The sequence below is a fragment of the Mycolicibacterium lutetiense genome, assembly GCF_017876775.1.
Taxonomy (GTDB): Bacteria; Actinomycetota; Actinomycetes; order Mycobacteriales; family Mycobacteriaceae; genus Mycobacterium; species Mycobacterium lutetiense.
Genome location: NZ_JAGIOP010000002.1, coordinates 2,901,315 through 2,926,330 on the forward strand (window position 1 = coordinate 2,901,315; position 25,016 = coordinate 2,926,330).

Annotated in this window: 24 protein-coding genes; 9 read left to right on the forward strand and 15 right to left on the reverse strand. The window is 65.0% G+C overall.

Annotation, left to right across the window (positions count from 1 at the left end; all coding sequences use genetic code 11):
- Positions 1–13: 13 nt before the first annotated feature.
- The 11 genes from JOF57_RS23310 to JOF57_RS23360 form a co-directional block, all read right to left on the reverse strand.
- Complete coding sequence (locus JOF57_RS23310) at positions 14–814, reverse strand: enoyl-CoA hydratase/isomerase family protein (protein ID WP_209920556.1); 801 nt, start codon at positions 812–814, stop codon at positions 14–16.
- A 57-nt stretch (positions 815–871) separates the two neighbouring features.
- The gene (locus JOF57_RS23315) at positions 872–2,029 is read right to left on the reverse strand and encodes an acyl-CoA dehydrogenase family protein (RefSeq protein ID WP_209920557.1); all 1,158 of its coding nucleotides are present in this window, start codon (positions 2,027–2,029) and stop codon (positions 872–874) included.
- Between the two features lie 358 nt (positions 2,030–2,387).
- Entirely contained in the window at positions 2,388–3,035 is a 648-nt protein-coding gene (locus JOF57_RS23320) for a zf-HC2 domain-containing protein (protein ID WP_209920560.1), read from the reverse strand.
- Positions 3,032–3,577 (reverse strand): sigma-70 family RNA polymerase sigma factor, encoded by a 546-nt coding sequence (locus JOF57_RS23325; RefSeq protein WP_307870089.1) that lies wholly within the window; start codon positions 3,575–3,577, stop codon positions 3,032–3,034. Before JOF57_RS23325 ends, JOF57_RS23320 begins: the two co-directional genes overlap by 4 nt.
- 3 nt (positions 3,578–3,580) lie before the next feature.
- On the reverse strand, positions 3,581–4,033 hold the full coding sequence (locus JOF57_RS23330) for a COG4315 family predicted lipoprotein (protein ID WP_209920566.1): 453 nt from the start codon (positions 4,031–4,033) through the stop codon (positions 3,581–3,583).
- Between the two features lie 19 nt (positions 4,034–4,052).
- Positions 4,053–4,625, reverse strand: a complete 573-nt coding sequence (locus JOF57_RS23335; protein WP_209920569.1) for a cytochrome b — start codon at positions 4,623–4,625, stop codon at positions 4,053–4,055.
- Entirely contained in the window at positions 4,622–5,722 is a 1,101-nt protein-coding gene (locus JOF57_RS23340; RefSeq protein WP_209920572.1) for a catalase family peroxidase, read from the reverse strand. The genes JOF57_RS23335 and JOF57_RS23340 overlap by 4 nt, the downstream gene beginning before the upstream one ends.
- A 141-nt stretch (positions 5,723–5,863) precedes the next feature.
- Entirely contained in the window at positions 5,864–6,721 is an 858-nt protein-coding gene (locus JOF57_RS23345; RefSeq protein ID WP_209920575.1) for a formate/nitrite transporter family protein, read from the reverse strand.
- A gap of 274 nt (positions 6,722–6,995) precedes the next feature.
- A complete protein-coding gene (locus tag JOF57_RS23350) occupies positions 6,996–7,850 on the reverse strand; it encodes an SDR family NAD(P)-dependent oxidoreductase (RefSeq protein ID WP_209920578.1) in 855 nt (284 codons plus the stop codon).
- 33 nt (positions 7,851–7,883) lie between these two features.
- On the reverse strand, positions 7,884–8,072 hold the full coding sequence (locus JOF57_RS23355; protein ID WP_209920581.1) for a ferredoxin: 189 nt from the start codon (positions 8,070–8,072) through the stop codon (positions 7,884–7,886).
- Positions 8,069–9,406: a cytochrome P450 gene (locus JOF57_RS23360; protein WP_209920584.1), complete on the reverse strand. Its 1,338-nt coding sequence runs from the start codon at positions 9,404–9,406 to the stop codon at positions 8,069–8,071. The genes JOF57_RS23355 and JOF57_RS23360 overlap by 4 nt, the downstream gene beginning before the upstream one ends.
- Before the next feature lie 156 nt (positions 9,407–9,562).
- Here JOF57_RS23360 and JOF57_RS23365 point away from each other — a divergent pair, with 156 nt between their 5' ends.
- Positions 9,563–10,174 (forward strand): TetR/AcrR family transcriptional regulator, encoded by a 612-nt coding sequence (locus JOF57_RS23365; RefSeq protein WP_209920586.1) that lies wholly within the window; start codon positions 9,563–9,565, stop codon positions 10,172–10,174.
- Positions 10,175–10,281: 107 nt separating this feature from the next.
- On the opposite strand, the gene JOF57_RS23370 is transcribed toward JOF57_RS23365, so the two are convergent.
- The 3 genes from JOF57_RS23370 to JOF57_RS23380 form a co-directional block, all read right to left on the reverse strand.
- Positions 10,282–10,725, reverse strand: a complete 444-nt coding sequence (locus JOF57_RS23370) for an FHA domain-containing protein (protein ID WP_209920589.1) — start codon at positions 10,723–10,725, stop codon at positions 10,282–10,284.
- A gap of 64 nt (positions 10,726–10,789) precedes the next feature.
- The gene (locus JOF57_RS23375; RefSeq protein ID WP_209920592.1) at positions 10,790–12,445 is read right to left on the reverse strand and encodes a SulP family inorganic anion transporter; all 1,656 of its coding nucleotides are present in this window, start codon (positions 12,443–12,445) and stop codon (positions 10,790–10,792) included.
- Positions 12,442–12,819: an ArsR/SmtB family transcription factor gene (locus tag JOF57_RS23380; protein ID WP_209923662.1), complete on the reverse strand. Its 378-nt coding sequence runs from the start codon at positions 12,817–12,819 to the stop codon at positions 12,442–12,444. The genes JOF57_RS23375 and JOF57_RS23380 overlap by 4 nt, the downstream gene beginning before the upstream one ends.
- 74 nt (positions 12,820–12,893) lie before the next feature.
- On the opposite strand from JOF57_RS23380, the gene JOF57_RS23385 reads away from it, so the two are divergent.
- From JOF57_RS23385 to JOF57_RS23415, 7 genes are all read left to right on the forward strand, one after another.
- On the forward strand, positions 12,894–13,313 hold the full coding sequence (locus JOF57_RS23385; RefSeq protein ID WP_209920594.1) for a DUF5313 domain-containing protein: 420 nt from the start codon (positions 12,894–12,896) through the stop codon (positions 13,311–13,313).
- Between the two features lie 138 nt (positions 13,314–13,451).
- Positions 13,452–13,667 (forward strand): hypothetical protein, encoded by a 216-nt coding sequence (locus JOF57_RS23390; RefSeq protein ID WP_209920597.1) that lies wholly within the window; start codon positions 13,452–13,454, stop codon positions 13,665–13,667.
- Between the two features lie 57 nt (positions 13,668–13,724).
- Positions 13,725–14,324 (forward strand): L-lysine exporter, encoded by a 600-nt coding sequence (gene lysE, locus JOF57_RS23395; RefSeq protein WP_209920600.1) that lies wholly within the window; start codon positions 13,725–13,727, stop codon positions 14,322–14,324.
- 91 nt (positions 14,325–14,415) lie between these two features.
- Positions 14,416–15,336, forward strand: a complete 921-nt coding sequence (locus JOF57_RS23400) for an alpha/beta fold hydrolase (RefSeq protein WP_209923664.1) — start codon at positions 14,416–14,418, stop codon at positions 15,334–15,336.
- A 273-nt stretch (positions 15,337–15,609) separates the two neighbouring features.
- Positions 15,610–17,649, forward strand: coding sequence for a toprim domain-containing protein (locus tag JOF57_RS23405; protein WP_209920602.1), 2,040 nt, complete (start codon positions 15,610–15,612; stop codon positions 17,647–17,649).
- Between the two features lie 16 nt (positions 17,650–17,665).
- Positions 17,666–19,810, forward strand: coding sequence for a DNA gyrase subunit A (locus tag JOF57_RS23410; RefSeq protein ID WP_209920605.1), 2,145 nt, complete (start codon positions 17,666–17,668; stop codon positions 19,808–19,810).
- An 80-nt stretch (positions 19,811–19,890) separates the two neighbouring features.
- A complete protein-coding gene (locus JOF57_RS23415; RefSeq protein ID WP_209920608.1) occupies positions 19,891–20,700 on the forward strand; it encodes a DUF1906 domain-containing protein in 810 nt (269 codons plus the stop codon).
- Between the two features lie 128 nt (positions 20,701–20,828).
- Here JOF57_RS23415 and JOF57_RS23420 read toward each other — a convergent pair whose 3' ends face one another.
- Positions 20,829–22,460 carry a 4Fe-4S binding protein gene (locus JOF57_RS23420; protein WP_209920610.1) on the reverse strand — a complete coding sequence of 544 codons (1,632 nt, stop codon included), beginning with the start codon at positions 22,458–22,460 and terminating at the stop codon, positions 20,829–20,831.
- Between the two features lie 639 nt (positions 22,461–23,099).
- On the opposite strand from JOF57_RS23420, the gene JOF57_RS23425 reads away from it, so the two are divergent.
- Positions 23,100–25,016 carry a flavin-containing monooxygenase gene (locus JOF57_RS23425; RefSeq protein ID WP_209920613.1) on the forward strand — a complete coding sequence of 639 codons (1,917 nt, stop codon included), beginning with the start codon at positions 23,100–23,102 and terminating at the stop codon, positions 25,014–25,016.

Consider the following 25,016-nt stretch of genomic DNA (forward strand, 5'->3'; position numbering starts at 1 on the left):
GTGTTGTAGCGGTTTATGTTGCGGTGTAGTGCGTGCCGTGTCGTGGCCCGTCGACCAGGAAGTTGGCGACAGCGGATTTGAGATCGTTTGTCTCAAAGAGGGATCCAGACACGGCGGGGGTGAGCTCGTCGGCCAGGGCGACGCTTCCGGTGCGCCACGCGGCGATCAATCTCTTGGTCGCCGCATGCGCCAAGGTTGGACCGTCGGCGAGCCGATGCGCCAGGGTGGTCGCGGCCTCGTCAATGTTGTCGCAGACGGTATTGACCACGCCCCAAGCAGCCATCGTTGCAGCGTCGTACGTTGCCCCGGTCATGATCAGTTCGCGAGCGCGTCCCGATCCGGCCCGTTCAGCCAAGCGCTGCGGGCCTCCCATCGATGGGGTGAGTCCGACAGTTCTCTCGATGAGACCGAACTGAGCGTCGGGGGTGGCCAGAATGAGGTCGCTTGCCAGGGCGATCTCAAACGCCGCCGTCAAGGTGAGCCCATTGGCGGCGAAAATCACCGGACACGGCAACTGTTCAATCGGCTGGATCAGGTCGTCGAGCAACCCCTGCCACATCGCTGCGGCCTGGTGCGAGTCCAGGCCGGAGAACAGGTTGACATCGACCCCCGCCGAGGTCATGCGCCCCTCGGCGCGGATAACCAGAGCGCGAGGGCAGTCGGCGCTGATGCCGGCCACCTGCGTCCGCAGCGATTCCATCATCGCCTGATCGAACAGATTGAGCGGCGGATGGTCGATGGTCAGCACCGCGATCTGCGCCCCGTTCGGGGTGTGGGACCGTTGCAGGATAGTCCGAGAAGATCCGTTACTCATCCCTGAATTCCTCTCAATGTGATGTGCGGGCGGCTTTGCTTCTGTTGCCCAACCGGCTCAGAGTCCCATCGATTTGGCAATGATGGTTTTCATCACTTCGCTCGTGCCGCCGTAGATTCGATTCACACGGTTGTCTGTGTAGAGCCGAGCGATCGGGTATTCGTTCATATAGCCGTAGCCGCCGTGCAACTGGAGGCACTTGTCGATCACCACGGATGCTGTCTCGGTGCAGAACAGCTTGACCGAGGCGGCCTCGGCGGGCGAGAACATTCCGTCGTCAATTGCCTCGATGGCGCGGTCGATGACTGCTTCCATGGCATCAACGTGTGCTTTGCACGTGGCAAGTTCGAATTTGGTGTTCTGGAATTTGGCGACAGGTGTACCGAAAACCTGGCGCTCCAACGTGTAGTTCTGGGCCAGGTCGACGGCTGTTCGAGCTTGGGCAAAAGCGCCGACGGCGATGCCCAGGCGCTCGCGCGGGAGATTATGTCCCAGGTACATGAATCCACGATCCTGCTCCCCCAGGAGGTCTTCGACCGGGACAGCTACGTCCACGAAGGACAGCTCCGCGGTGTCGGAAGTGCGCAGTCCGATCTTGTCGAGCTTTCGGCCCACCGTGTATCCGGGCAGGGTGGTGTCCACCACGAGAAGCGAGATACCGTGGCGCCGATCATTTTCCGTTGCCGGGGAGGTGCGTGCACAGACGATGACACGGTCGGCCTGCACTCCACCCGTGATGAAGGTCTTGGCCCCGTTGAGGATGTAGTGACTGCCGTCGTCTGACAGGCGGGCGGTGGTCTTCATGCCCGCCAGATCTGAACCAGCGCCCGGTTCGGTCATCGCGATGGCGAACATCGTTTCGCCCGTGATGAACCCGGGAAACCAGCGGCGCTTCTGCTCTTCGGTGGCGTACGCCTTCAAGTAGGGCAGGCACAGTTCGACATGGACGCTGCCGCCACCGATCGCAGTGCCGGCGCCGATGACTTCCTCGGCCAGGATGGCCGTGTACTTGAATGTCTCCAGACCTGCGCCGCCGTATTCCTCGGGCACCTCGATTCCGAAGTAGCCCAGTTCCCCGAGCTTGCGGAACAGCTCACGGGGCACCAAGCCGTCTTCGAACCACTGCTCGGAATGCGGCAGCATCTCCTTCTCGATGAAGGCCCGCAGCGTCTTGCGGAAGGCTTCATGGTCCTCGTCATAGATAGTCCGGAGCACGACAGATTCCTTTCAATTCTTGGCCCGCGAGTTGTATGGCATCGCCACTGCGCGCCTCGGGTACTTCTACGTTCAGCAAAATCTTCGAATCGCGGCCGCGGCCGGTGACCACTGCCGGGTGTTGCAGAACCTCGCCGAGCACAAGATAGTAAATGTTTACTTCATTGTCGAGAGGTGGCGCCTGCGACAAGCCTCGCGGTCAGGGCCGTTGAGCCGTGTGCACTGAGGTCATCGGCTCGCGGGCGCACGTCATCGACGCAAACGAGGCTGACGTGGACTCATCCTGAATCGATGTTTCATACGGCTGTCCCACGTCGTCGAGCAGTGCTGCAACTCGACGATGTGATTGTCGAGCTGTTCAGCGTTCCACGCTGGCCAGCACCGTGTTGTTGGCGTCGACGATGTTCAGCTTTCGTAGCTTCGGCATCGGAATCGACGTCGCCCCTTGCACAACCCCTGCCCCGGTCGGCATTGCCGCCCAGGTGGCGGCCGGCTGCATCTGTCCGCTGTCGTCCATCGTCCGCAGCGTGAATACGCCGTCGGTCGGCAACTGTTTCAGATCCAGCACGATGGCGGTCCCCCACGGCTTCGGCGTCAGGGTCACCGACCCGGAGGCGCCTGCGGCGGCGACCGAATGCATCGCGAAGGTGCCGGTCCCCGGAGGGGGCGTATCGCCGCGCGGGATGACCAACACCAGTGCGACGGCGCCGAGTACCGCGGCGCACGCAGCCAGCGCCACCCGGCGGCTGGTGCGACGCTTGGTTGCCACACGTCGCGCAGCGAGCATGTCGTGCAGGGCCGCTTCCGACTCGCCACGGTCGGCGGGGTCGGTGTCCAGATCTGCGGGGTCGATTTTGCTCAGGAGTGCCGGAAGGGGAGCGAAATCGGAGACTTGAGCGCGGCATTGCGCGCATTCTCTGAGGTGTGCCTCGAACCGTCCGCGCTCCTCGGCGTCGAGGCCGCCGAGAATGTAGGCGCCCAGCAGGATATGAGGTTCGTCGATCACAGCAGCCCCATCTCGTCGAACACCGCCCGCAGCGCGCGCACTGCGTAGTAACTGCGTGACTTCACGGTACCCACAGCAACATTGAGCCTATCCGCCGCTTCAGCAAGAGTGAGGTCGTCGAAGTACAGCGCCTTGACGACGTCGCGATGTTCGGGGGACAACCGTTGCAGGGATTCACCGATGACGATCCGCTCCAAGGACTTGTTGACGGCATCAGCGCTGGGCACTGCCATATCGGTGTCCACGAGCACCTCGCCTCGCCGTGACCTTCGCCGCCATTGATCGACGATGACATTGCGGGCGACTGTGAACAGGAACGATCTGGGATTGCCGTCAGTGTCGATCTGGTCGATGTTCTTCCAGGCCCGCGCGAACGTCTCCTGAACGACGTCCTCACGGTGCTGTACGTCGACGACGTGGCCCGCGACGAACCGCCGGACGGCATCGCCGTGAACGGTGTACAGCGTGGTCAAGAGCTGGTCGTCAGCCGCACGACCAAGCTGTGCGGCTGGCGACCGGCGACGTCGGGGACGGTTCAACACGGCTCAGTACCGCGGAACCCCGTCAGATTGCATAACCCCCCACTTGGAGTTGCCCAATTCCTTACCCACGCCGTTGTGCTGCCCGACAGTCGTGTCCTGGACGAACGTGTAGAGCGGGTGCGAATTCAAGGTCAACTGGCGGGTGCCATCGGGACGTAGATACACACCCAATACTCCATCAACGCCGGCCGCTTGCGCCGGCAGGGGGTCGGCGGCGAGGACGGCCGGCCACTTCTTCAGGCAACCCTCGCCGCATCCACTGCTGGCGGGAGTATCGCCTTCGAATGCATAGACCGTCATTCCCTGCGCGTCGACGATGATCTCGCCCAGATCCGATGTCTGCGTCGCAGTGACGGGCGCCGGTGTGACGGGCTCCTCGGCGTGTGCGTAACCCGCCGTGCCGAGTCCGACCACCATGCCGGCGGAAAACAGCCCCGCACCAACAGTTTTTCTCATCCGATTGATATCCACGGGCTTACGTACGCCGAGGGAGCTCAAGAAGTTCATCGCCCCCGAAAGTCATTCGGCGCAGCATGCCATCGCGCAGTGTCAGCGTGTGCAAGAGCACCGCTGACACGTGCGCGGCGATCATCACGACCAGGGCGTACGCAACGACCGAGTGGCCGTTGCGAAGCAGGCCGAACAGCTCAGCGTCCATCGGGGCGATCGGTGGCAGCCGTACGCCGCCCAACACGACGGGGACTCCACTCGCCGACAGCATTGCCCACCCCAGCAGCGGCTGCACCAGCAGCAGCACGTACATGCCGAGCTCCGAGCCGATGACGGCGATGCGCTCGACCCGTCCGACCGTGGCAGGCAGGGCGGGCCCGCGATCAGTGAGCCTGTTGATCAGACGGACCACGAATACCAGGAACACCAGGGCACCGAGAGCTTTGTGCACGCTGAGGAGCACCGCGTAGTCGGCCAGGGAGTTCGCCAGGAGGAATCCGACGACCAGTGTGCTGAACACGAGCACTGCGGCCAACCAGTGCAGAACGCGGGTGCTGACGGCGTAGCGGGAGCCGGATCGGGTAACCGACGCGATCATTGCGCCACCTCCCCGTCTTCGACCTGCGGCGCGGCTCCCGTAACGCCGGCGCGTCGGCGGAACGATGCCGCATACACCGCCGAGCGTGCGGGCAGCAGCGGGTCGTCCGAGGGCTCGATCCCGTCCGGCAGCACCATGGGGTCGAAGTTGACATCGCGGGCGTTCCCAGCCGATTCCGTCGCGACGGAGTCGAGCACCACGGTCCCGGTGTCGATCGTGCGCCGATCGGCCGGCCACGCGATGGTGGCATCGCGCACGTCGTCCTCCGGCTCGCCGATCGTCACGAGTAACCGCCAGCGCAGGGGCCCGGTGCGGATATCGCGAATAACGCTGTCGAACAACCTGTTCGGATTGCTCGACGATTTGTCGGGTGGCTTCACTTCCCGCATCGGGCTCAGTGACCATCGCACGGGTGCGCGGTCGCCATCCGCGTTCACAAAGTAGAAGGTGTTGAGCCCCCGGAAGGTGCTGTCGGCAAAACCCGAGGTGGGGGGTTGCTGCTTGATCGTCGACATCGCCCTGGCGGTTTCGGGGTGGGCGGTCAAGAAACGGGCCATGGCGGCGGGATCCGCCTTCCCGGTATCAGGCACCGGTTTGGAGGCGAGCAAGCGGTCATAGAAACCCTGCACCGAATTGTCCTGGAATACCGGCAGGTTCAGCATTGCGGTCCGCCATTGCCGGCCACCGGGATATCCGATCGCCAACCCCAGGCCGCGTGGGGCAGCGGTGGTATCGGACACCGTGGGGTTGCCTCCCGGCACCGAGAACCGGCCGACCAACGGAGTGCGGCCGGCCCGGAAAACAGCGGCCTTGGTCACTTCCTCACCGGCACCGTTGCTGTCGAAGAAACCGCTGACCGCAATGCCTTTCGCATGGTTCAGCCGATAGCCCCGATGAACCCCGGCGACCTCATGGAACGCGTCGACGAACGCCTGAGGGGTCAGCCTGCTCCGCGATCCGAGCGGACCGCGTGCGTAGAGCACCGCACCCAGGTCGGCGGCCAGGAAACCGCCGACGGCCGCGATACCGAGGACAACGCTGCGTCGAGTGACCACACCGCTACGCCGTGACGAGTGAACGACCGATCTGCGAACCATGAGCGACCTACCTATGCATGTTGGGCCAGTACCCGGAGGTATACGCCCAACGGGGACCAAAGGTTCACCGCCATCGATGGCAGGGTCGCAGGTTGCGGTCCGGGACAGCACGGGCCGACACGGTTTCACATACGATGCCTGTCACGCAGTGGGCGACGCAGTTGCTTTGACCGCCCTTTTCCTAGCGGCCGGCACCGTACGCTTGGGCGCGGTCCGCAGATGCGTCGCATACATCGCGAGCCCGGTGAAGGCCAAGCCCCCGACCAGATTTCCGGCCACCGTGGGGATTTCGTTCCACACCAGATAGTCCAGCAAGGTGAAGTTGCCGCCCAGCAACAGGCCTGACGGAAACAAGAACATGTTGACCACCGAGTGTTCGAAGGTCATCGCGAAGAACAGCATGACCGGCATCCACATGGCGATCACTTTTCCGGTGACATCCTTGGCGAGCAGCGCACCGACCACCCCGGTCGACACCATCCAGTTACACAGCACACCGCGTACAAACAAGGTCAGCATTCCGGGCAGTCCATGTTCGGCGTAACCGAGTGTGCGGCCCTCGCCAATGTGGCCGATGGCTTGACCGACTTCGTTCGGAGCGGTGGAAAAACCGTAGGTGAAGACGATAGCCATCAATACCGCGACGGTGAATGCACCGGCAAAATTGCCCACGAACACCAGACCCCAGTTGCGCAGCACCCCAACAAGAGTCACTCCGGGGCGCCGGTCGATCCAGGCCAGCGGAGCCAGGACGAACACACCCGTCAGCAAGTCGTAGCCGAGCAGGTACAACATGCAGAACCCGACGGGAAACAGCAATGCACCGATGATCGCATGGCCGGTTTGCACGGTCATCGTGACCGCGAAGACAGCCGCCAACGCAAGGATCGCGCCGGCCATATAGGCGCGAATCAGGGTGTCTCGCGTGGACATGAAGATCTTGGACTCCCCGGCATCGACCATCGCAGTGATCAACTCCGGGGGCTTGACGTAGGTCATCGGACTCCTCGCAACACGGTCAGGAACACCGGAACGCTAGGACCGCAATATTTCCCACCTGTGTCGCCAAGCCACGGCCAGTGTTAGCTTCCGATCACGCGCCTGTGGGCATCGCTGTGAGAACCAGCCGTTCCTCACACGCACCCCGGATTCAGACCGGGTGAATCCGGGGTTCCCGAGATGCAGAAGCACGCCATGGCGGCCTTTCGACAACCCCTACGGCCGTCGTGGCGACCCCTTCGAAGAAGTCGTGTCGTACATAGTTTTCCGGGACTCATCGCACCAGCGTGGCGCCGCCGTCCAAGCGGATCTGCTGCCCGGTCATGAACCGTGACTCGTCGGCCAGTAGATACAGGGCCGCATAGCCGGTTTCCCATGCGCTGGCCCGGCCCATCTTCAGTTTCACCACGTCGGCGTAGGCCTCGTCGACCTCATCGGGTTCGAATCCAAACAGCGACTGGGAATCTGTGTTGCCCAGCGTCGAGTCGATCGGGCCGAGCATCAGAGTGTTGGCACGAACACCGGCGCCGGCGTATTGGGCCGCGGTCAGTTCGCTGATGTAGTTCAGGCCGCACTTGCCCAGGGCGTAAGGCATGATCCCGATGTTGAGCCCGATTTCGTTCTTGATGCTAGCGATCGACGAAAAGTTGACGATGCTGCCGGTGGAACCGCCATCGTTCTTCTCCATGCATTGGGCCGCAAAGAGGTTGCAGTAGTAGCAGCCCAACATGTTCACGTTGATGCCATGGTTGAAGTCGTCGGCGCTCATCGAGTTGTTCACCCGGTCGAACGGCGGGTTGATCGCCACGCTGTAGACCATCCCGTCGACGCGACCACTGTTCTGCATCACGGTGTCGAAGATGCGTTGACAATCATCTTTTTCGGCCACATCGGCTTGAAGGGCATACGCCTTGCCGTTCTCTGCGGTGATCAGGTCCACCGTCTCCCGTGCGGCGGCGAGGTTGCGGTCCACTACCACCACCTCAGCGCCGTGGCGTGCCGCCACGACGGACGTGGCCCGGCCGTTGCCGATCTTGGGGCCGGGCATCTGCCCGCCGCCCACGACGACCACCACCTTGCCTGACAGGTCGAATGCGGTGCGGTCGCGACGATCGAAATCTATTGACATGATTGCTCTTTCCTTGAGTGGGACGCCAAACGGTCAGGGAAGGCGGATTGCCTGCTCCGGGCAGCCGTCGATCGCTTCGGCGACGGCACCTTCGAGCGCTGGAGGGATGTCGGTGACGATGGCCTCTGCGTAGCCTCCGTCGGTCAGGGTGAACACCTGCGGGCACAGCGCCGCGCATACTCCGTGTCCGCGGCACAGCTCGTCGTCGACCACAACCCTCATCGGGATGCCGTTTCCGTGTCTGCGGCAGGGGTCAGGTTGAGGTGCAGATCGGTGAGACCCCGCAGGATGTAGGTCGGCACGTAGTCGTAGCGCCGTGCGTCGGCGGCTCCGTGCCGGACCTCGTCTATCTCGATCGCACTGGTGCTCGCGAGTAGCCGCTGGATGACCACCTTCGCCTCGGCTCGGGCCAGTGGCGCGCCGATACAGCTGTGGACACCGCGTCCGAAGGCAATGTGCCGCCGGGCATTGTGCCGGTCCAGGTCGAAGACGTCGGGGTTGTCGAACTGGCGTGGATCACGGTTCGCCGCACCGTAATGCACCATCACCACAGTGCCCGCGGGAATCGCGACACCGCCGACCGTCGTCGTTGCGCGGGCGAGCCGGAAGTCACCTCGGATCGGACTCTCGAAGCGCAGCGCCTCCTCGATGAAATTCGAGACCTGGTCGGGGGTACGGCGCAGCCGCTCTTGGAGTTCGGGATCCTCAGCCAGAATCTTCAATGCCGAGGACAGCAACCGGACCGTGGTTTCCTGACCCGCCGAGAAGAGATTGGCTGCCACCCGCACCACATCGATGACCTCCGGGGTCGATCCATCCGGGAAGGTGGCCTGCGCCATCTCGGTCATGACATCACCACGGGGTTCGCGGCGCCGCTCCGAGATGTAGTCGGTGAACCGGGTGTAGAGGAACTCCAGCGGTGCATGCTGCATCACGGCGTCATCCGTACTGCCCAGCGAGTTATCCCCGGCCAGCCTTTCGGTGAGCTCGGGACGGTCCGCCTCGGGCACGCCGAGGAGATCCGCAATGACCAGCAGCGCGAAGGGATTCGCGACGGCGCGGATGAACTCGCCGCCACCATCAGCCACATAGGGTTCGAGCACCTGATCGGCAAGGCGCCACATGAACGCCTCGTTCTCCTTCAACCGTTTAGGGGTGATCAGTCGGCTGAGCAGCGAGCGGTGCGCGGTGTGCGTCGGCGGGTCGAACGACGGGAGTTGGTCGCTGAACGGCAACTCATCGCGGTGTGCCTCGATGAGCGCCCGCACCTCAGATTCGTCGAGCCCCTCCAGAGGCACCGGGAAACCTGGGGTCGGGCCGGTCACCGTGTTGCACGACGAGAACGATTCATGGTCGCCGAGCACGGCCAACGCCTCGTCGTATCCGGTGACGACCACGACGTCTTGTGACGGTTCGTGCAGCACGGGGTTGGCGGTCCGCATGCGCTCAAGGACCGGGTAAGGGTCCTTGACCAGCGTGGAGTCATGGAAGAAGTCGACGCCCTCGAGTGGGGACGTCTCGTGCGAAGTCTGCTGCGGTGCGGTGTTCAACGGCATGGAGTGCTCCTCGACTGGGCTGAGGCAAGCTGACCCACTTGGCACAGATTTACTGACCAAACGTACAGCTGGTTACTGACCAATCGTACAGGCATATACTTTACGAATGGTCAGCCTGAGGGAAATTGTTAGCAAAGCTACATTTAGGGCGCCCCGGTGAACGGTCCCGCACCGGGCGCCGGCGGCACGACCCGCCAGAAGTTGATCGACGCCGCCATCGAGCTGTTCAGGCAACACAGCGTCGCCGGTACCTCGCTGCAAATGATCTCCGATGAGCTCGGTCTGACGAAATCCGCTATCTACCACCATTTTCGTACTCGCGACGAGCTGTTGAGCACCATCATGGAGCCTGTCATCGGTGAGCTCGTCGAACTCGTGGAGACTGCCGAAGCCCAACGCGGGAGTCGCGCACAAGCCGAATCGATGCTCGCCGGCTATGTGGCCCTCGCGGTATCGCACCGCGACCTGTTCCCCATCCTCACCGGCGACCCCGGCGTTGCCGAACTCCTACGCCAACAACCGCAATGGCGCGCGATCGTGAAACGCCAAGCGAATCTGCTCGCCGGCGCCGAACCCGGTGCGGGCGGCCAGGTGCGCGCCGCCATCGTCATGGCCGGCATCTCGGCGGCCGTCGGCGTGGACTTCGACGGCGTCGATGACCGCGAGCTCTACGACCAACTGGTCACCGCGGCCAGGCGCACACTCAACCTCCGACCACCAAGGCCGGGGACGCCGAGCGACACAACGCCAGGTCCGACTTCCCGCTGAAGTGGGACGCGGCGCCAAACATCATCTGCCGCTGTCAATTGTCAAACTCGATGGCGGACAAGCTTTTCCATCCAAATGGCGAACCTGAGAACGAGACGATTGCAGCACTATGTGGGTAGGTCAGGTTGCGGTTGGCAGGTGAAAGTGAGCCGGAATTTGCCGATCTGTATTTCATCACCGCTGGATAGAGGTCGGGATTGGATCTGGACGCGGTTGACGTAGGTGCCGTTGAGGCTGCCGACGTCGACCACCCAATATTCGCCGTCGAGCCAGCGGAATTCGGCGTGGCAGCGGCTGACCGTGATGTCGTCGAGAAACACCGAAGCGTCGGGGTGACGGCCGGCAACGGTGACGGGATGGGGCAGCTCGAACCGGCCGCCCATCTGGGGACCGCGGGTCACCACCAGCGCACCCGAGCCGAGGCCGGCCCCCGATTCTGCTGTCGCCGTGGACACGGCGGGGCCCGCGGCCGGGCCGTCGGGGGCGCGGTAGACAGCGGCGGTGTGTACGTCCGCGTCCTCGGAGGCGGAGGGGTGATCGGTATCGTTCATCGAGGGTTCCTTTGTCCTGGTCGGTGAGGTCGCGATCGGCTGGGTGGGCGCCGACCCAGTGACCTCAGGTGGGCGACGTGGGCTGGACATTGGTGTGGGTGCGGGCGTGGGCGATGGCGTCATCGAGGGTGTCGATGAGGTGTTTCTCGTGGCGCAGCGATTCGATGATGCCGACGTTGGTGAGCAGGTCTCGATGCTCACGTTGCACACCTTTGATGATGACGGTGATGCCACGGGCTTCGAGGTCCTCGGCGATCTGCGCCAAGGTGTGGGCGCCGGTGGCATCGAGCATGCCCAGTTGGGACAGCCGGATGATCACCACCGTGGTGTCGGAATGGTGGGCATCGACGATGGAGGCCGAGATACGTTCTGCGGCACCGAAAAACATGGCTCCGTCAAGCCGAAGCACGGCGATCTGCTCATCACCGGGCAACGGTGGACCGGGTAAGTCTTCGCGGACAACGCTGCTGCGGCGTGCCAGGGTGCGCAACGCGAACAGCGCAGTGGCCGCGATACCGATCTCGACGGCCTGGATCAAATCGAAACACACCGTGACTGAGGCAGTCAGCACAAAGGTCGCCGCGCCGGAGCGGCTGGACCGCAGGATCTGCATCACCGTGTGCCACGAGATCATCCGGCACGACGTCACCATCAACACCGCCGACAGCGCAGCCAACGGGATCGCCCCGACCGGGCCGCTGACCAGGTAGACGACCGCGAGCAGCAGTATCGAGTGCACGATGGCCGCCGCCCTGGTTCGCGCCCCGGATCGCACGTTGACCGCGGTACGCGCGATCGCGCCGGTCGCGGGCATCCCCCCGAACACCCCGGAGGCTACCGAGGCCAGTCCCTGACCGATCAGTTCGCGGTTGGGGTCATAGGGCCCGGTCGATGACATGGTGGCTGCCACCCGCGCCGAGAGCAGCGATTCGATCGCGGCCAGCGCGGCAATCGCTAACGCGGCACCGAACAGCGTATGCAGCACAGCCAGATCGGCGTGCGGCCACACCGGCACCGGCAACTGTGACGGCAGCGCGCCGATAGCGGTGGCCGGCAGGCCGAAGCCGGCTACCAGGACGGTGGCCGCGATCACGGCCAGCAGCGACGACGGCGCCGCCGGGTGCAGCCGCGGTAGGACCAGCATCAGCGCCACCACCAGGGCCACGACGACCAGTGCCGGTCGCGCCGCTACCCAGGTTGCGTCGGAGGCGACCGCGGCCGCGGCGATCAGCGGGGACTCCCCTTGCGGAACAGGCTGCCCGAGGGCGGACGGGACCTGCTGCAGGAAAATGATGATAGCGATGCCGAGAGTGAAGCCTTCGATCACCGGCCACGGGATGAAGGTCACCGTCCGGCCCAGGCCCGTGATGCCGGCGATCACCACGATCACCCCGGCCAGCACCGTGACCAGCGCGACACTGCCCAGCCCGTAATGGGTGACGATCGGTGCCAGCACCACGGCCATCGCTCCGGTCGGGCCCGATACCTGCACATGCGAGCCGCCGAACACCGCGGCCACCACCCCGGCCACGACTGCGGTGACCAGTCCGGCGGCCGCTCCCACTCCGGAACTGATACCGAACGCCAGGGCCAACGGCAGTGCCACTACCCCGACCGTGAGACCGGCCATCGCGTCGCGGCGCCACGATCGGGCCAGGCCCGTGTAGTCCGCGCGCCTGGGCAGAAGCCGGACGACGCTGTCACGGGCAGCGCCCATCATTGCGGTGTTCCGATAGGTGGTAGTGAACCGACGGCCTCGAGCTGATCACGCTGAGCCGCAAGGGTATCGGCCAGGAACGAGCGGGCGATGAGTAGCAGTTCGGCGATCTTCGGGTGCGCAAGGGTGTAGTACACCGCGTTGCCGACGCGGTGCCCGCTGACCACGTGATGACGTTTGAGAACCGCCAGATGCTGCGAGAGCAGGGTCGGTTCGATATCGCTGGCAGCCAGGATCGCACTGACCGGGGTCGGGTCCTCGCTCATAGACAGGATCTCCAGCACCCGGATCCGCGCCGGGTGCGCCAACGCTTTGAACAGGTTGGCCTTGATCTCGTACAACGGCCGCTCGCGACCATCCAGAACACTGCCGACCACCACAGCACCCCTACTCACGATTGATGGATTGAGGAGATTCGCAATCCATCATAGATGGGCGTTACTCTTCGGCCATGTCCCGTGGTGACACTCAACGAACGAAGCCGGGCCCGCTGCAGTACATCGGGTATTGCTACGGCAAGCGGCTACCCGACTCGATGCGCGATTGGGTGGCCAACGACCTGGCGGGTCCAGGGGCCACGGTCCGGATGATGGCCCGCGTCGCGATCCCCGCGATCCTCGTGCTGGCGCCTATCTGGTTCATCCCGATGTCGCTCTACCTGCACGCCAGCATGACCGTGCCCATCTTCATCCCGTTCGTCTACTTCTCCCACGCGCTGAACAAGATTTGGCGGCGTCACATGCTCGTCAAGCACGGCCTCAACCCGGCCCTCATCGACGAGCTCTCACGCAAGAAGAATGCGCACATTCACCAGGCCTACGCCGAACGCTACGGACCCCGCTCCGGCCCGCACAGCAGCGGCCACATCTGAGGTCGCAAAATTGCGCGGCCCGTCGCAGGCTCGGGCTGGCATCGCAACCTGTCTGGCTGACGGCCCTGGGCATGTGTGCAGGTTCAAGTTCAGTGACGTCGTGGCACGTTCGGTGTCGGCGGTGACGGAGTGCACAAGGTGACGATGCGCGGGAAGGTGGCAGCGGTGGTCGCGATTCGGGTTGTGGTGGCAGATGATTCGCCAGCGCGGGCAGTGCGGGCCGAGGCCCTGCGCGGTAGTGGGATGCGGCTGGTGGGAGAGACCTCCGACGGGTTGGCCGCGCTCGAGCTCATCCGGGCACATCGTCGACGAATCTCGACGGTGACCATCAGCGGCATCCATAAGCACTGCTAATGCACATGAAGAATCATTAGCTGTACTTGATCTCCGCGCGTCCATAGCCTCGAACGCATGGCTTCACCTGTGCTCATCGGATTCCTCAGCACTATGGCGTTGATCGCCGCGATCGGCGCACAGAACGCCTTCGTGTTGCGTCAGGGCATCCGTGGGGAGCACATCGTCGCTGTCATCGCGTTGTGCACGGTCTCCGACCTGATCCTGATCGCCGCCGGCATCGCCGGCGTCGGCGCCCTGATCACCGCACACCCCGACGCCATGGCGGTAGCGAAGTTCGGCGGCGCGGCCTTCCTGATCGGCTATGGCGTGCTCGCCGCGCGTCGCGCGTTCCGGCCGTCGACGCTCAATCCGTCCGAGCGCACCCCGACTCGCCTGGCCGAGGTGCTGGTCACCTGCGTGGCACTGACCTGGCTGAACCCGCATGTGTACCTCGACACCGTGGTGCTGCTCGGATCGCTGGCCAACGAACATCACGACCAGCGCTGGCTGTTCGGTGCGGGCGCGGTGGCGGCGAGTGCGGTGTGGTTCACCGGACTTGGTCTTGGAGCCCGCCGACTGGCCGGACTGTTCGCCACGCCGATGACCTGGCGCATCCTCGACGGGCTGATCGCGGTGATGATGATCGCGCTCGGGACGAGCCTCGCGGTGTCCTGAGCGCCGTTCGCCGGTGCCCCTCGAATCACGATTCGCCGGGGCGGGTCTCGATCCGTTTCCGGCGATGAGACAGAATCAGCAGGTGAACCGTATGTTCCGGCGTGGAGTGCCCTCAGAGGTCCCCCACCCGACGGCCAATGCGCCGACGTGGTTCACCGCCGCGCTGGAACAGACGGCCGAACACTCGACAATCGATGTCGACGGCTGCGCCATCCATGTGCGGACCTGGGGCGATCCGGATAATCCGCCGCTGGTGTTCGTCCACGGGGGTGGCGCCCACTCCGGCTGGTGGGATCACATCGCCCCGTTCTTCGCCGCCACCCATCGAGTAATCGCTCCCGATCTCAGCGGGCACGGCGACAGCGGCGCCCGCACCGAATATGCCCTGTCGATCTGGGCGCGGGAGGTCCTCGCCGCATCGGAAGCCTCCGGATCCTCGGCGCGGCCCACGATCGTCGGCCACAGCATGGGCGGCTGGGTCGGCGCCTCGGCCGCCACCCGCTACGGCGCACAGATCGACAGCATCCTGGTCATCGATTCGCCGCTGCGCGATCGCGCCCCGGAGGAGGTCCGGTTGCGCAACCGTCGCCGCGACACCGCCGGGTACTCCACCGAAGACGAGATCCTGGCCCGATTCCGGGCGGTACCGAAGCAGGATGTGACGCTGCCCTACATCGGTCACCACATCGCCGTGCAATCCGTGCGCAAGACCGACGACGGGTGGGTGTGGAAGTTCGACCCGGACATCTTCGGCGGCCATCTCATGGACGAGACGTCCACCGACGAGGAGCTCCTGGAGAACACCTTCGCCCGAATCCCCTGCCGGGTCGGGTATTTGCGGTGCGAGGACGGGGTGGTTCCGCCCCAGATGGCCGCCCAGATCCGGTCGATGCTGCAACTACGCGGCCCGTTCGTCGAACTCGCCGAGGCCGGCCACCACCCGATGTTGGATCAACCGCTCCCACTGGTGGCGACCATCCGGACCCTGTTGGAGTTCTGGTCGATCACGTAGCACCCAGCGAACCGGCAGCCGAGGTGGCTGCCACCGATCAAGTCCGACGATGATCATGAATTACAGTCATCTCAATCCCAGATGACTTTTGTCAGTGCGCGGATCAGCCCGGCACAATCCCCGAGGCATCGAGTGATGATTCGGCGCCCATTCTTTCGGCCGTGGCTGTCGGAGGCTGTCTGCCTCCCAGGGGAGAATGTTTAGGCCGCCCGCCCACAGCGAGCGGTTGGAACCGATCGCTCCGGCATCGGCCCTGGTGGGAAAGGACCAGCAGTGAGTTACAACGCCGCAGACATCACCGAGCTCGACGATGTCCAGCACACCCGCCTGCGGCCGGCGGTGAACCTGGGTCTCGACGTGCTCAACACGGCGTTGCGCGAACTGGTGGACAACGCGATCGAAGAGGTCGCCGATCCCAGCCACGGCGGGTCCACGGTCACCATCACCCTGCACGCCGACGGCTCGGTCAGCGTCGCCGACGACGGTCGCGGCCTGCCCGTCGACTCCGACCCCACCGGCAAGAACGGCATCGTCAAGACCCTGGGCACCGCGCGAGCCGGTGGCAAGTTCTCCGCGCACACCGACGCCACCAGCACCGGCGCCGGTCTGAACGGCATCGGCGCCGCGGCCGCGGTGTTCATCTCCGCGCGTACCGACGTGACCGTGCGCCGAGCCGGAAAGACCTACCTGCAGAGTTTCGGCGGCGGCTACCCCGGTGTGTTCGAGGGCTCCGGGGGCCAGGGGTTCGACCCGAACGCGGAGTTCACCCGCTCGGACACCCAGAAACTGCGCGGCACCGGCAATCGCAAGCCCGACGCCCACGGCACCACGGTGCGCATCCTGTTCGACCCGACGGTGGTGCCGGACTCGACCGTCGACATCGGCGAGGTGCTGCTACGCGCCCACGCCGCGGCACGGATGTCGCCCGGTGTGCACCTGATCGTCGCCGACGAGGGCTGGCCCGGCACGGAGATTCCAGCGGTCCTGCTCGAACAGTTCAACGGCCCGTGGGGTACCGACACCCTGCTGGATCTGATGTGCACCACCACAGGCAACCCGGCACCCGGCGTGCGTGCCGTCGTGGAGGGCCGCGGTGAGTACACCACCGGCCGCGGCCCGACCCCGTTCCGCTGGTCGCTGACCGCGGGTCCGGCCGAGCCGGCCACCGTGGCCGCGTTCTGCAACACCGTGCGTACCCCGAACGGCGGCTCGCACCTCACGGCCGCGATGAAGGGACTGTCCGAGGCCCTGGCCGATCGTGCCTCCCGCATCCGCGACCTCGGTCTGGCCAAGGGCGAGGACGGCCCGGAACCACAGGACTTCGTCGCTGTCACCGCCCTGGCCGTGGACACCCGCGCACCGGACGTGGCCTGGGACTCACAGGCCAAGACGGCGGTGTCCTCGCGGTCGCTGAACGTGGCAATGGCCCCGGATGTCGCACGCAGCGTGACCATCTGGGCGGCCAACCCCGCCAACAACGACGCCGTGTCGCTGTGGACGAAGCTGGCGTTGGAGTCCGCCCGGGCCCGGCGCAGCGCCGAAGGCGCGAAGGCCCGGTCCCGCGCGGCATCGAAAGCCAAGGGGCTGGGGACGAACCTGTCGTTGCCGCCGAAGCTGCTGCCCAGCCGGGAGACCGGCCGCGGCTCGGGCGCCGAATTGTTCCTGTGCGAGGGCGATTCCGCGCTGGGCACGATCAAAGCGGCGCGCGACGCCACGTTCCAGGCGGCCTTCCCGCTGAAAGGCAAGCCGCCCAACGTCTATGGGTTCGCCCTGAGCAAGGCGCGGGCCAAGGATGAATTCGACTCGATCGAACGCATCCTGGGCTGCGGCGTGCGTGATCACTGCGATCCGGAACTGTGCCGCTACGACCGGGTCCTGTTCGCCTCCGACGCCGACCCCGACGGCGGCAACATCAACTCGAGCCTGATCTCGATGTTCCTCGACTTCTACCGGCCCCTCGTCGAGGCCGGGATGGTCTACGTGACGCTGCCGCCGCTGTTCGTGGTCAAGGACGGTCAGGAGCGGATCTACTGTCAGGACGAGTCCGAGCGTGACACCGCCGTGGCGAAATTGAAGGCCACCTCCAAACGCAAGGTGGAGGTGCAGCGCAACAAGGGTCTCGGTGAGATGGATGCCGACGATTTCTGGAACACCGTCCTGGATCCGCAGCGCCGCACCGTGATTCGGGTAAATCTCGACGACGGTGAAGCCAAGCTGCACCACACCCTGTTCGGCGGGCCCCCGGAGGGCCGGCGCACCTGGATGGCCGACGTTGCCGCCCGCGTCGACACCGCAGCGCTCGACTTGACCTAGGACGTAGGAAAACACTGTGACTGCCACCCTGGACCTCCCTGAGCAGAATCCCGACCTGGTGCTCGACCAGAGCGCCGATGACTACTGGAATCACTACCAGCTGACGTTTGCGCTCTACAGCGTCAGCGACCGCGCCATCCCCTCAGCCTTCGACGGGCTCAAGCCGGGTCAGCGCCGCCTGCTCTACCAGATGCACGAATCGAAACTGCTGCCCGGCAACAAGCCGCAGAAGTCCTCGAAGATCTGTTCGGCGGTCACCGGTAACCTGCACCCGCACGGCGGCGCGTCGATGTACGGGGCCGCGGCGCTGATGGCCGCCGAGTTCCAGCGTGTGAAAGTCATTGACGGACAAGGTGCGTTCCCGCGGATCCAGGGTGACATTCCCGCCGCAGACCGCTACACCGAGATGCGACTGTCGGCTCCCGGTGCCGCACTGACCGCCGAACTCGACGACCACGCCGTACCCATGGTGCAGACGTTCGACGGCGAGTGGACCGAGCCGACGATGCTGCCGGCCCAGTGGCCGGTACTGCTCTGCAACGGCGCCATGGGTATTGCCGAGGGCTGGGCCACCAAGGTGCCCGCGCACAATCCGCGTGAGGTGATGGCCGCCTGCCGGGCCCTGCTGGCCCGGCCGAACACGACCGACGACACGTTGATGAAGCTGATCCCCGGCCCCGACTGGGGCTGCGGAGCCACCGTTATCGGCACCAGCGGCCTGCGGGAGTACATCACCACCGGCCGCGGCCTGTTCACAGTGCGCGGCACGGTGTCGGTCGAAGGCAAGAACTGCATCATCACCGAGCTGCCACCCGGCGTCGCGAGTAACACTGTGCAGGACCGGATCCGGGCAATGGTCGAGTCCGGCGAGCTGCCCGGAGTGGCCGACATGTCGGACCTGACCGACCGTCGCAACGGGCTGCGCATCGTCGTCACCGCCAAACGCGGCCACAGCGCCGAGACCATCCGCGAGCAACTGCTGGCGCTGACACCGCTGGAGTCCACGTTCGCCGCCAGCCTGGTCGCCCTCGATGAGGACCGGGTACCGCGCTGGTGGTCGGTACGGGAACTGATCTCCGCATTCCTGCACCTGCGCGACTCGGTGGTGCTGCACCGCAGCGAGTACCGACTGGAGAAGGTCACCGCGCGCCGGCATCTGGTGGCGGGCCTGATGAAGATCCACCTCGACATCGACGCTGCTGTCGCGGTCATCAGAGGTTCCGACACCGTCGACGATGCCCGGCAGGGCTTGCAGAAGCGGTTCGAGATCGATGAAGAGCAGGCCAATTATGTTCTGGCACTGCAGCTTCGAAGGTTGACCAAGCTCGACGTGATCGAGTTGCAGGCCGAAGCCGACAAACTCGACGCCGAGTTCGCCGAACTGACCGAACTGGTATCCAACCCCGATGCGCGCCGAAAGGTGATCGACAAGGAGCTGGTGGAGACCGCGAAACTGTTCAAGGGCCCCGAGTTCGACCGGCGCACCGTACTGGACTCCGAAGCCACCCCGACCAGTTCAGGTGCCGACGAGGATGGTCCCCGCGAGCGAAAGGTCAACACCTCCTGGCGCCTTGACGACCGCGGCGTGTTCTCCGACAGCCACGGCGACCTGCTCACCTCGGGTCTGGGCTGGGCGGTGTGGACCGACGGCCGGGTCAAGTTCACCAACGGCAACGGCTTGCCGTTCAAGATCCGCGATATCCCGGTGGCGCCGGACATCACCGGGCTGCTGCGCTCCGGGGTGATGGCGCCCGGCCATCACCTGGCGCTGGTGACGCGGCGCGGCAAGATCCTGCGCATCGACCCCGCCGCGGTGAACCCTCAGGGTGCGGCCGGCAATGGCGTGGCCGGCGTGAAGCTGGCCGGCGACGACGACACCGTGATCGCCGCGCTGCCGATCAGTTGCGCAAACGGCGAGGCCATCTTCTCGACGTCCGAAAAGAGCTGGAAGGTCACCGAAGTCGCCGATATCCCCGTCAAGGGCCGCGGCGGCGCAGGCGTCGGGTTCCACCCGTTCGTCAAGGGTGAGGACGCCCTGTTGTCGGCGGCGATCTCAGCGACCGGGTTCGTCCGCGGACGGAAAGCCGTGCGGGCCGAGAACCGCGCGAAGTCCTCGGTCAAGGGCTCGGGCAGCGATGTGACGCCGACACCGTCAGAGTGAGGGCGATCTTCAAGATCACGAATGGAGTACGGCCCGCGAGGCAACACTGTTAACAACAGTCACTTTGTTAACATCGCGACATGCAGGACTCGCCTGGGCCCAGCGGCCTGCGCCGAGCAGGTCCGGTCACCCGGCGTGACCTGCTGCGCTACGCCGCCGCCGCGTCGGCGGTCGCGGGCCTGGGCGCGGTAGCCGCTGGTATCGACCCGCCCAGGGCGGCAGCCGCCGCCCCCACGCTGATCGACTTCGCCATGCGGCAGATTCCAGCGCAGCACATCCGGGCCGCAGGCCACTCCGGGGTGATCAACTACGTCTCGACGTCGCGCCCGGGCTCGTCCATGGGCGCCAAACCGATCACCCTGCCCTACGCCCAGTCACTGACCGCCGCCGGATTGGTCATCGTCAGCAACTACCAGTACGGCAAGCCCGGCGGTACCGCTCCCTCGGACTTCACCCGCGGGTACGCCGGCGGCGTCGCCGACGCCCGCACCGCGTGGCAGCTCCATACCGCGGCAGGCGGTGGCCGGAGTGCACCGGTCTTCTTCAGCGTCGACGACGATATCGACCACAACACCTGGAACAACGTCGCGCTGCCGTGGTTTCGTGGAATCAATTCGGTGATCGGAGTGCAGCGCACCGGCATCTACGCGGGAATCAGACCGTGCCAGTGGGCAATTGCCGACGGCGTTATCGGGAGGTCGGGAACGCCCGGCCGCGCGTGGGCGTGGCAGACCCGGTCCTGGTCTGGCGGTCAGGTCCACCCTGCCGCAGTGCTCTACCAACGCATCGTGAGTACCGCCTCGAATCCCGGCCCACTCGTCGGCGGACTCGAAGTCGACGTCAACGATGCCCTGGCCCAAGATGTCGGCCAGTGGAACCTCCATCCGTAGGAGCACACATCAGGCCGGGGCGAGGCGAGCCTCCCACGGCAGCGCCTGCTCGAGCTGAGCCGCCAGCTTGAGCAGCAGCGATGACGCTGGCCATGGATGCTCGGCCCATGTCGAGGCCCGCTGTCGTCTCAGCCGACGACGTCCAACATCTGATCCCGCCGAACCATCTTGACCCGTGGCCGCCCGGTTCCTGCGCCGAGTTCACGTTCGGCGGCGTCTATGGCACGCCAGCCTTGCCAGTCGACACGGCGGATGCCGCGCTGTGCGATCAGCCGATCGATGTCGACCCGATTTTCGATTGCCCTGGACAGCCGACCAGCCCGGAAGTCCTCCCACAGGTTGGCCACAGTTTCTTCGGCGCACGCGCGATTTGTGCCGATCACGCCGCGCGGTCCGCGCTTGATCCAACCGGTCACGTACACGCCGCTCTGGGAGCTGCCCTGTTCGTCGACGACACGGCCGTTCACGTTGGGGATTCGACCGGCGGCGTCGTCGAACGGTACGCCCGCGACCGGCGCCCCCAAGTATCCGATCGACCCGATGACCAGACCTGTCTCGATCGTCTCGGAAGTGCTCTCGTCTCCACCGACCAGCGCGCCCGATGCGTCGAAGGAGTTGCCGACGACCCGCAGCGCCTCGACTCGTCCGTCCCCCACGATTTCGACCGGTGCGGTCATGAAGCGGAAAGTGACGCGCCTGTTGCCCGCCGTCGTTGGCTTCTCGGCGTACTCGCGGGCAATCTGCAGTTTGAGTGCGGTCTCGTCGTCGTCACCGGCAGCGGGCTCCAGATCGTCGCTATCGATGACCACGTCGATGCCGGGTAGATGGCCCAGAGCGAGAAACTCTGCCGCCGAGAACGCGCCATGGCGTGGTCCGCGTCGACCGAGGATGACGACTTCCTCGGTCGCGCTGGCGGCCAGCGCATCGAGCGTGTGCTCGGCGATATCGGTGCCGCGCAATGCATCCGGCCCGCAGAGCAGAACCCTGGCGATATCGAGGGCGACGTTGCCGTTGCCCACGATGACCGCACGCCCACCGGACAGATCGAACGAGGCGTCAGCATTGTCGGGGTGGCCGTTGTACCAGGCGACGAAGTCCGCCGCGGAGACACTGCCGGGAAGATCCTCGCCAGGCACCTCCAGAGCACGACTTTTCGATGCACCAACACCGTAGATGACGGCGTCGTGGCGCGCGGCAAGTTCGTCGTGGGTGATGTCCGTGCCGATTTCGACGTTGAAGTGGCAACGCAGTCGCGGGTTGGCCAGCGCGGACCCGAACATTTCGGTGATCAACTTGGTTCGCTGATGATCGGGCGCCACGCCGGCCCTGATGAGACCGAAGGGGGTAGGCAGACGCTCGTAGACATCGACTTCTGCTCCTTCGATGTCAAGCAGTTCGGTGACGGCGTAGCAGGCCGCGGGTCCGGATCCAACGACGGCGACCCGTAGTGATCCAGGCTTGACTCTCTCCCGCTTGCGCGTATTCAACATTGGCTTGGCATCCAATGGGTACTTTGCAAAGTAGTCGGCGTTGATATCGCGGTAGCGCTCCAGGTGCGATGGCAGATCGTCTTCGTAGTAGATGGCGTCGACCGGGCATTCCACCTCACACGCACCACATTCGACGCATGTGTCTGGGTCGATGTAGAGCATCTGCAAACCGGAACCGTGTAAGTCGCCGTCTGGACGGATGCAGTCGACCGGGCAGACCGCGATGCAGCTCGCATCCTTGCAGCAGTTCTGTGTGATCACGTAGGTCATGGCTGGCGCTGCCCTTCAATAGTATTCATGTCAAGGACTCACACGACGTACCGGAGATCGGTGAGATTCGGTGAAACCGTCCAGAACAGACGTGCAGCCGTCTGTCGCGGAATGCATTGAAGCGCACCACATCTGGTCAGCGCCGCTACTCCAGGAACCTCTGGGGACGTCCCCGTCGATCACGGCGGCCCCGTGTTTCGTGGTCCACCGTGGACGTCGTATGAGCACCCCTACATGCCAGCACAGCGGCCGTCTCGTAGTCGATCCCCCAGTTGGGTTATCCCAATGCAGCCCAGTCGGGCGTGCCTGCAAAGCAGCTACCCTGGAGAACGCCAGCGGCACGCCACACCGTGTCCGGCTCCTACCGCATCGGTGAAACCACGAACGCTGCTGCTCGGTCTGAAACCAGACATGCCGCTGCGGCCATCACCGAATGCTCGCCACCCGTTTCCTACGAGAGCACGGAATCCACCAGACAAACTGGCCATCCTTCTAGCAACATCGGTCGTCGACATTTACATCGGACCGCCGTCCTATGGCCGGTCTACCACCGCAGTCGGGTGGCCGATTCACCCCGTCCGCCACACCCCGCGAAGCACCCCTTGCCACATAACGCTACGCGCAGTAGCGTAACGCCGCGTGACCCGAAGCTTCCACGTCGGCCAGCCGTTCACCACGCCCGATGCGGATATCGCAGCGGTGCTAGAGCAGGTCAGCGTCCCGACGCTGCTGCTCTCGCTCGTGCACATCACTGGCGACCCGCGATACATCCGCGAGTTCAAACAGGCCGGCCTGTTCCTCAACGAAGTCCAGGGCTTCATGAGCGAAGAGGACAAGGCCCGCGCTCGTGAGGTGGCCCTGCCGATCATCGCCGACTACCGCGACCGCGGTTGTCCGGTCCCCGAACCGCTGCCCGCCGAACTGGTCAGGGAGATGCTGGATTGGGCGGCCTGCGAGCCGGTCGACGAGGACAACCTGCCGCTGGTCCTAGAGGAACTCGACCTCGAAGGCATCGACCCGCGCCGGCCCGCCGCGCTGCAGGACACTCAGGACTTCAGCGTCGTCGTGATCGGCTGCGGGGAATCCGGAGTCCTGGCCGGCGTACGCCTCAAGCAGGCCGGCATCGACTTCACGATCGTGGAGAAGAACGCCGGACCCGGTGGAACCTGGTGGGAGAACAGCTATCCCGGCGCCCGTGTCGACGTGGCCAACCACTTCTACTGTTACAGCTTCGAACCCAGCAACCACTGGGACCACTTCTTCGCCGAACAGCACGAACTGCGCCAGTATTTCCGCGACGTGGTGGACCGCCATGAGCTGGAACCGAACATCCGGTGGAACACCGAGGTGGTCTCCGCCGCATGGGACGGCGGGATGTGGAACGTCACCGTGCGCTCGGCCGCCGGCACCGAGACCCTGCGGGCCAACGCGGTCATCACTGCCGTCGGCCAACTCAACCGACCCCAGATCCCCGACTTCCCCGGCGCGGAAACCTTTGCGGGACCGGCATTCCACTCCGCGGCGTGGGACCACGACGTCGACGTCACCGGCAAGCGGGTCGCCCTGATCGGCGCCGGTGCCAGCGGCTTCCAGATCGCCCCGGCCATCGCCGGCAAGGTCGAACACCTCACCGTCTTCCAGCGCACCGCGCAGTGGATGTTCCCCAACCCGATGTACCACGAGCCCGTCGCCGACGGGGTGCGCTGGGCGATGGAGCACCTGCCGTACTACGGCCGCTGGTACCGCTTCCTGCTGCTGTGGCCCGGAGCCGACAAGGGCCTGGACGCCGCCCGGGTGGACCCCGACTATGACGACCAGGGCAACGCGGTCAGCGAGATCAACGCCATCGCCCGCATCATGTTCACCGACTGGATCACCACCCAGGTCGGCGACGACGCCGACCTGCTGGCCAAGGCACTGCCCGACTATCCGGCCACCGGCAAGCGCACCCTGCAGGACAACGGCAGCTGGCTGGGCACCCTCAAGCGCGACAACGTGGACCTGATCCGCACCCCGATCGAACGCATCACCCCGACCGGGATCGTCACGACGGACGGTGAGACGTACGACGTCGACATCATCGTGTACGCCACCGGTTTTCGTGCCACCGACGTGCTGTTCCCGATGACCATCACCGGGCGTGACGGCATCGACCTGCACGACGCCTGGGGACAGCGTCCCTACGCCTACCGCGGCATCACCGTGCCCGGTTTCCCCAACTTCTTCATGACGTACGGCCCGGGGACGCACCTGGCCCACGGCGGCAGCCTCATCCTCAACTCCGAACTCCAGATGCGCTACATCAACAAGTGCCTGGAGCATCTGGTCACCGAGGGCCTGCAGACCATGGAGCCACTGCCCGAGCCGACGAAGGAATGGCACCGGCGCTCGCAGGAAGCGATCCGCCAAACCGTGTGGGCACAGCCCTCGATCAAACACTCGTATTTCAAGAATGCTGACGGTGAGATCCACACCGTCAGCCCGTGGCGGCTGAGCGAATACCGTTCCGCCATCAACGAACCCATCTGGTCAGACTTCACAGTTAAGGAGGCGTGA

Coding starts and splice junctions, on each gene's coding strand:
- JOF57_RS23370 (WP_209920589.1), bottom strand. CDS start 10,725: ATGAACGATACCGATCACCCCTCCGCCTCCGAGGACGCGGACGTACAC.
- JOF57_RS23375 (WP_209920592.1), bottom strand. CDS start 12,445: ATGATGGGCGCTGCCCGTGACAGCGTCGTCCGGCTTCTGCCCAGGCGC.
- JOF57_RS23355 (WP_209920581.1), bottom strand. CDS start 8,072: ATGAGGGTTGTGGTCGACGACGAGCTGTGCCGCGGACACGGAGTATGC.
- JOF57_RS23335 (WP_209920569.1), bottom strand. CDS start 4,625: ATGATCGCGTCGGTTACCCGATCCGGCTCCCGCTACGCCGTCAGCACC.
- JOF57_RS23330 (WP_209920566.1), bottom strand. CDS start 4,033: ATGAGAAAAACTGTTGGTGCGGGGCTGTTTTCCGCCGGCATGGTGGTC.
- JOF57_RS23345 (WP_209920575.1), bottom strand. CDS start 6,721: ATGACCTACGTCAAGCCCCCGGAGTTGATCACTGCGATGGTCGATGCC.
- JOF57_RS23350 (WP_209920578.1), bottom strand. CDS start 7,850: ATGTCAATAGATTTCGATCGTCGCGACCGCACCGCATTCGACCTGTCA.
- JOF57_RS23415 (WP_209920608.1), top strand. CDS start 19,891: ATGCAGGACTCGCCTGGGCCCAGCGGCCTGCGCCGAGCAGGTCCGGTC.
- JOF57_RS23400 (WP_209923664.1), top strand. CDS start 14,416: ATGTTCCGGCGTGGAGTGCCCTCAGAGGTCCCCCACCCGACGGCCAAT.
- JOF57_RS23340 (WP_209920572.1), bottom strand. CDS start 5,722: ATGGTTCGCAGATCGGTCGTTCACTCGTCACGGCGTAGCGGTGTGGTC.
- JOF57_RS23310 (WP_209920556.1), bottom strand. CDS start 814: ATGAGTAACGGATCTTCTCGGACTATCCTGCAACGGTCCCACACCCCG.
- lysE (WP_209920600.1), top strand. CDS start 13,725: ATGGCTTCACCTGTGCTCATCGGATTCCTCAGCACTATGGCGTTGATC.
- JOF57_RS23385 (WP_209920594.1), top strand. CDS start 12,894: ATGTCCCGTGGTGACACTCAACGAACGAAGCCGGGCCCGCTGCAGTAC.
- JOF57_RS23360 (WP_209920584.1), bottom strand. CDS start 9,406: ATGCCGTTGAACACCGCACCGCAGCAGACTTCGCACGAGACGTCCCCA.
- JOF57_RS23420 (WP_209920610.1), bottom strand. CDS start 22,460: ATGACCTACGTGATCACACAGAACTGCTGCAAGGATGCGAGCTGCATC.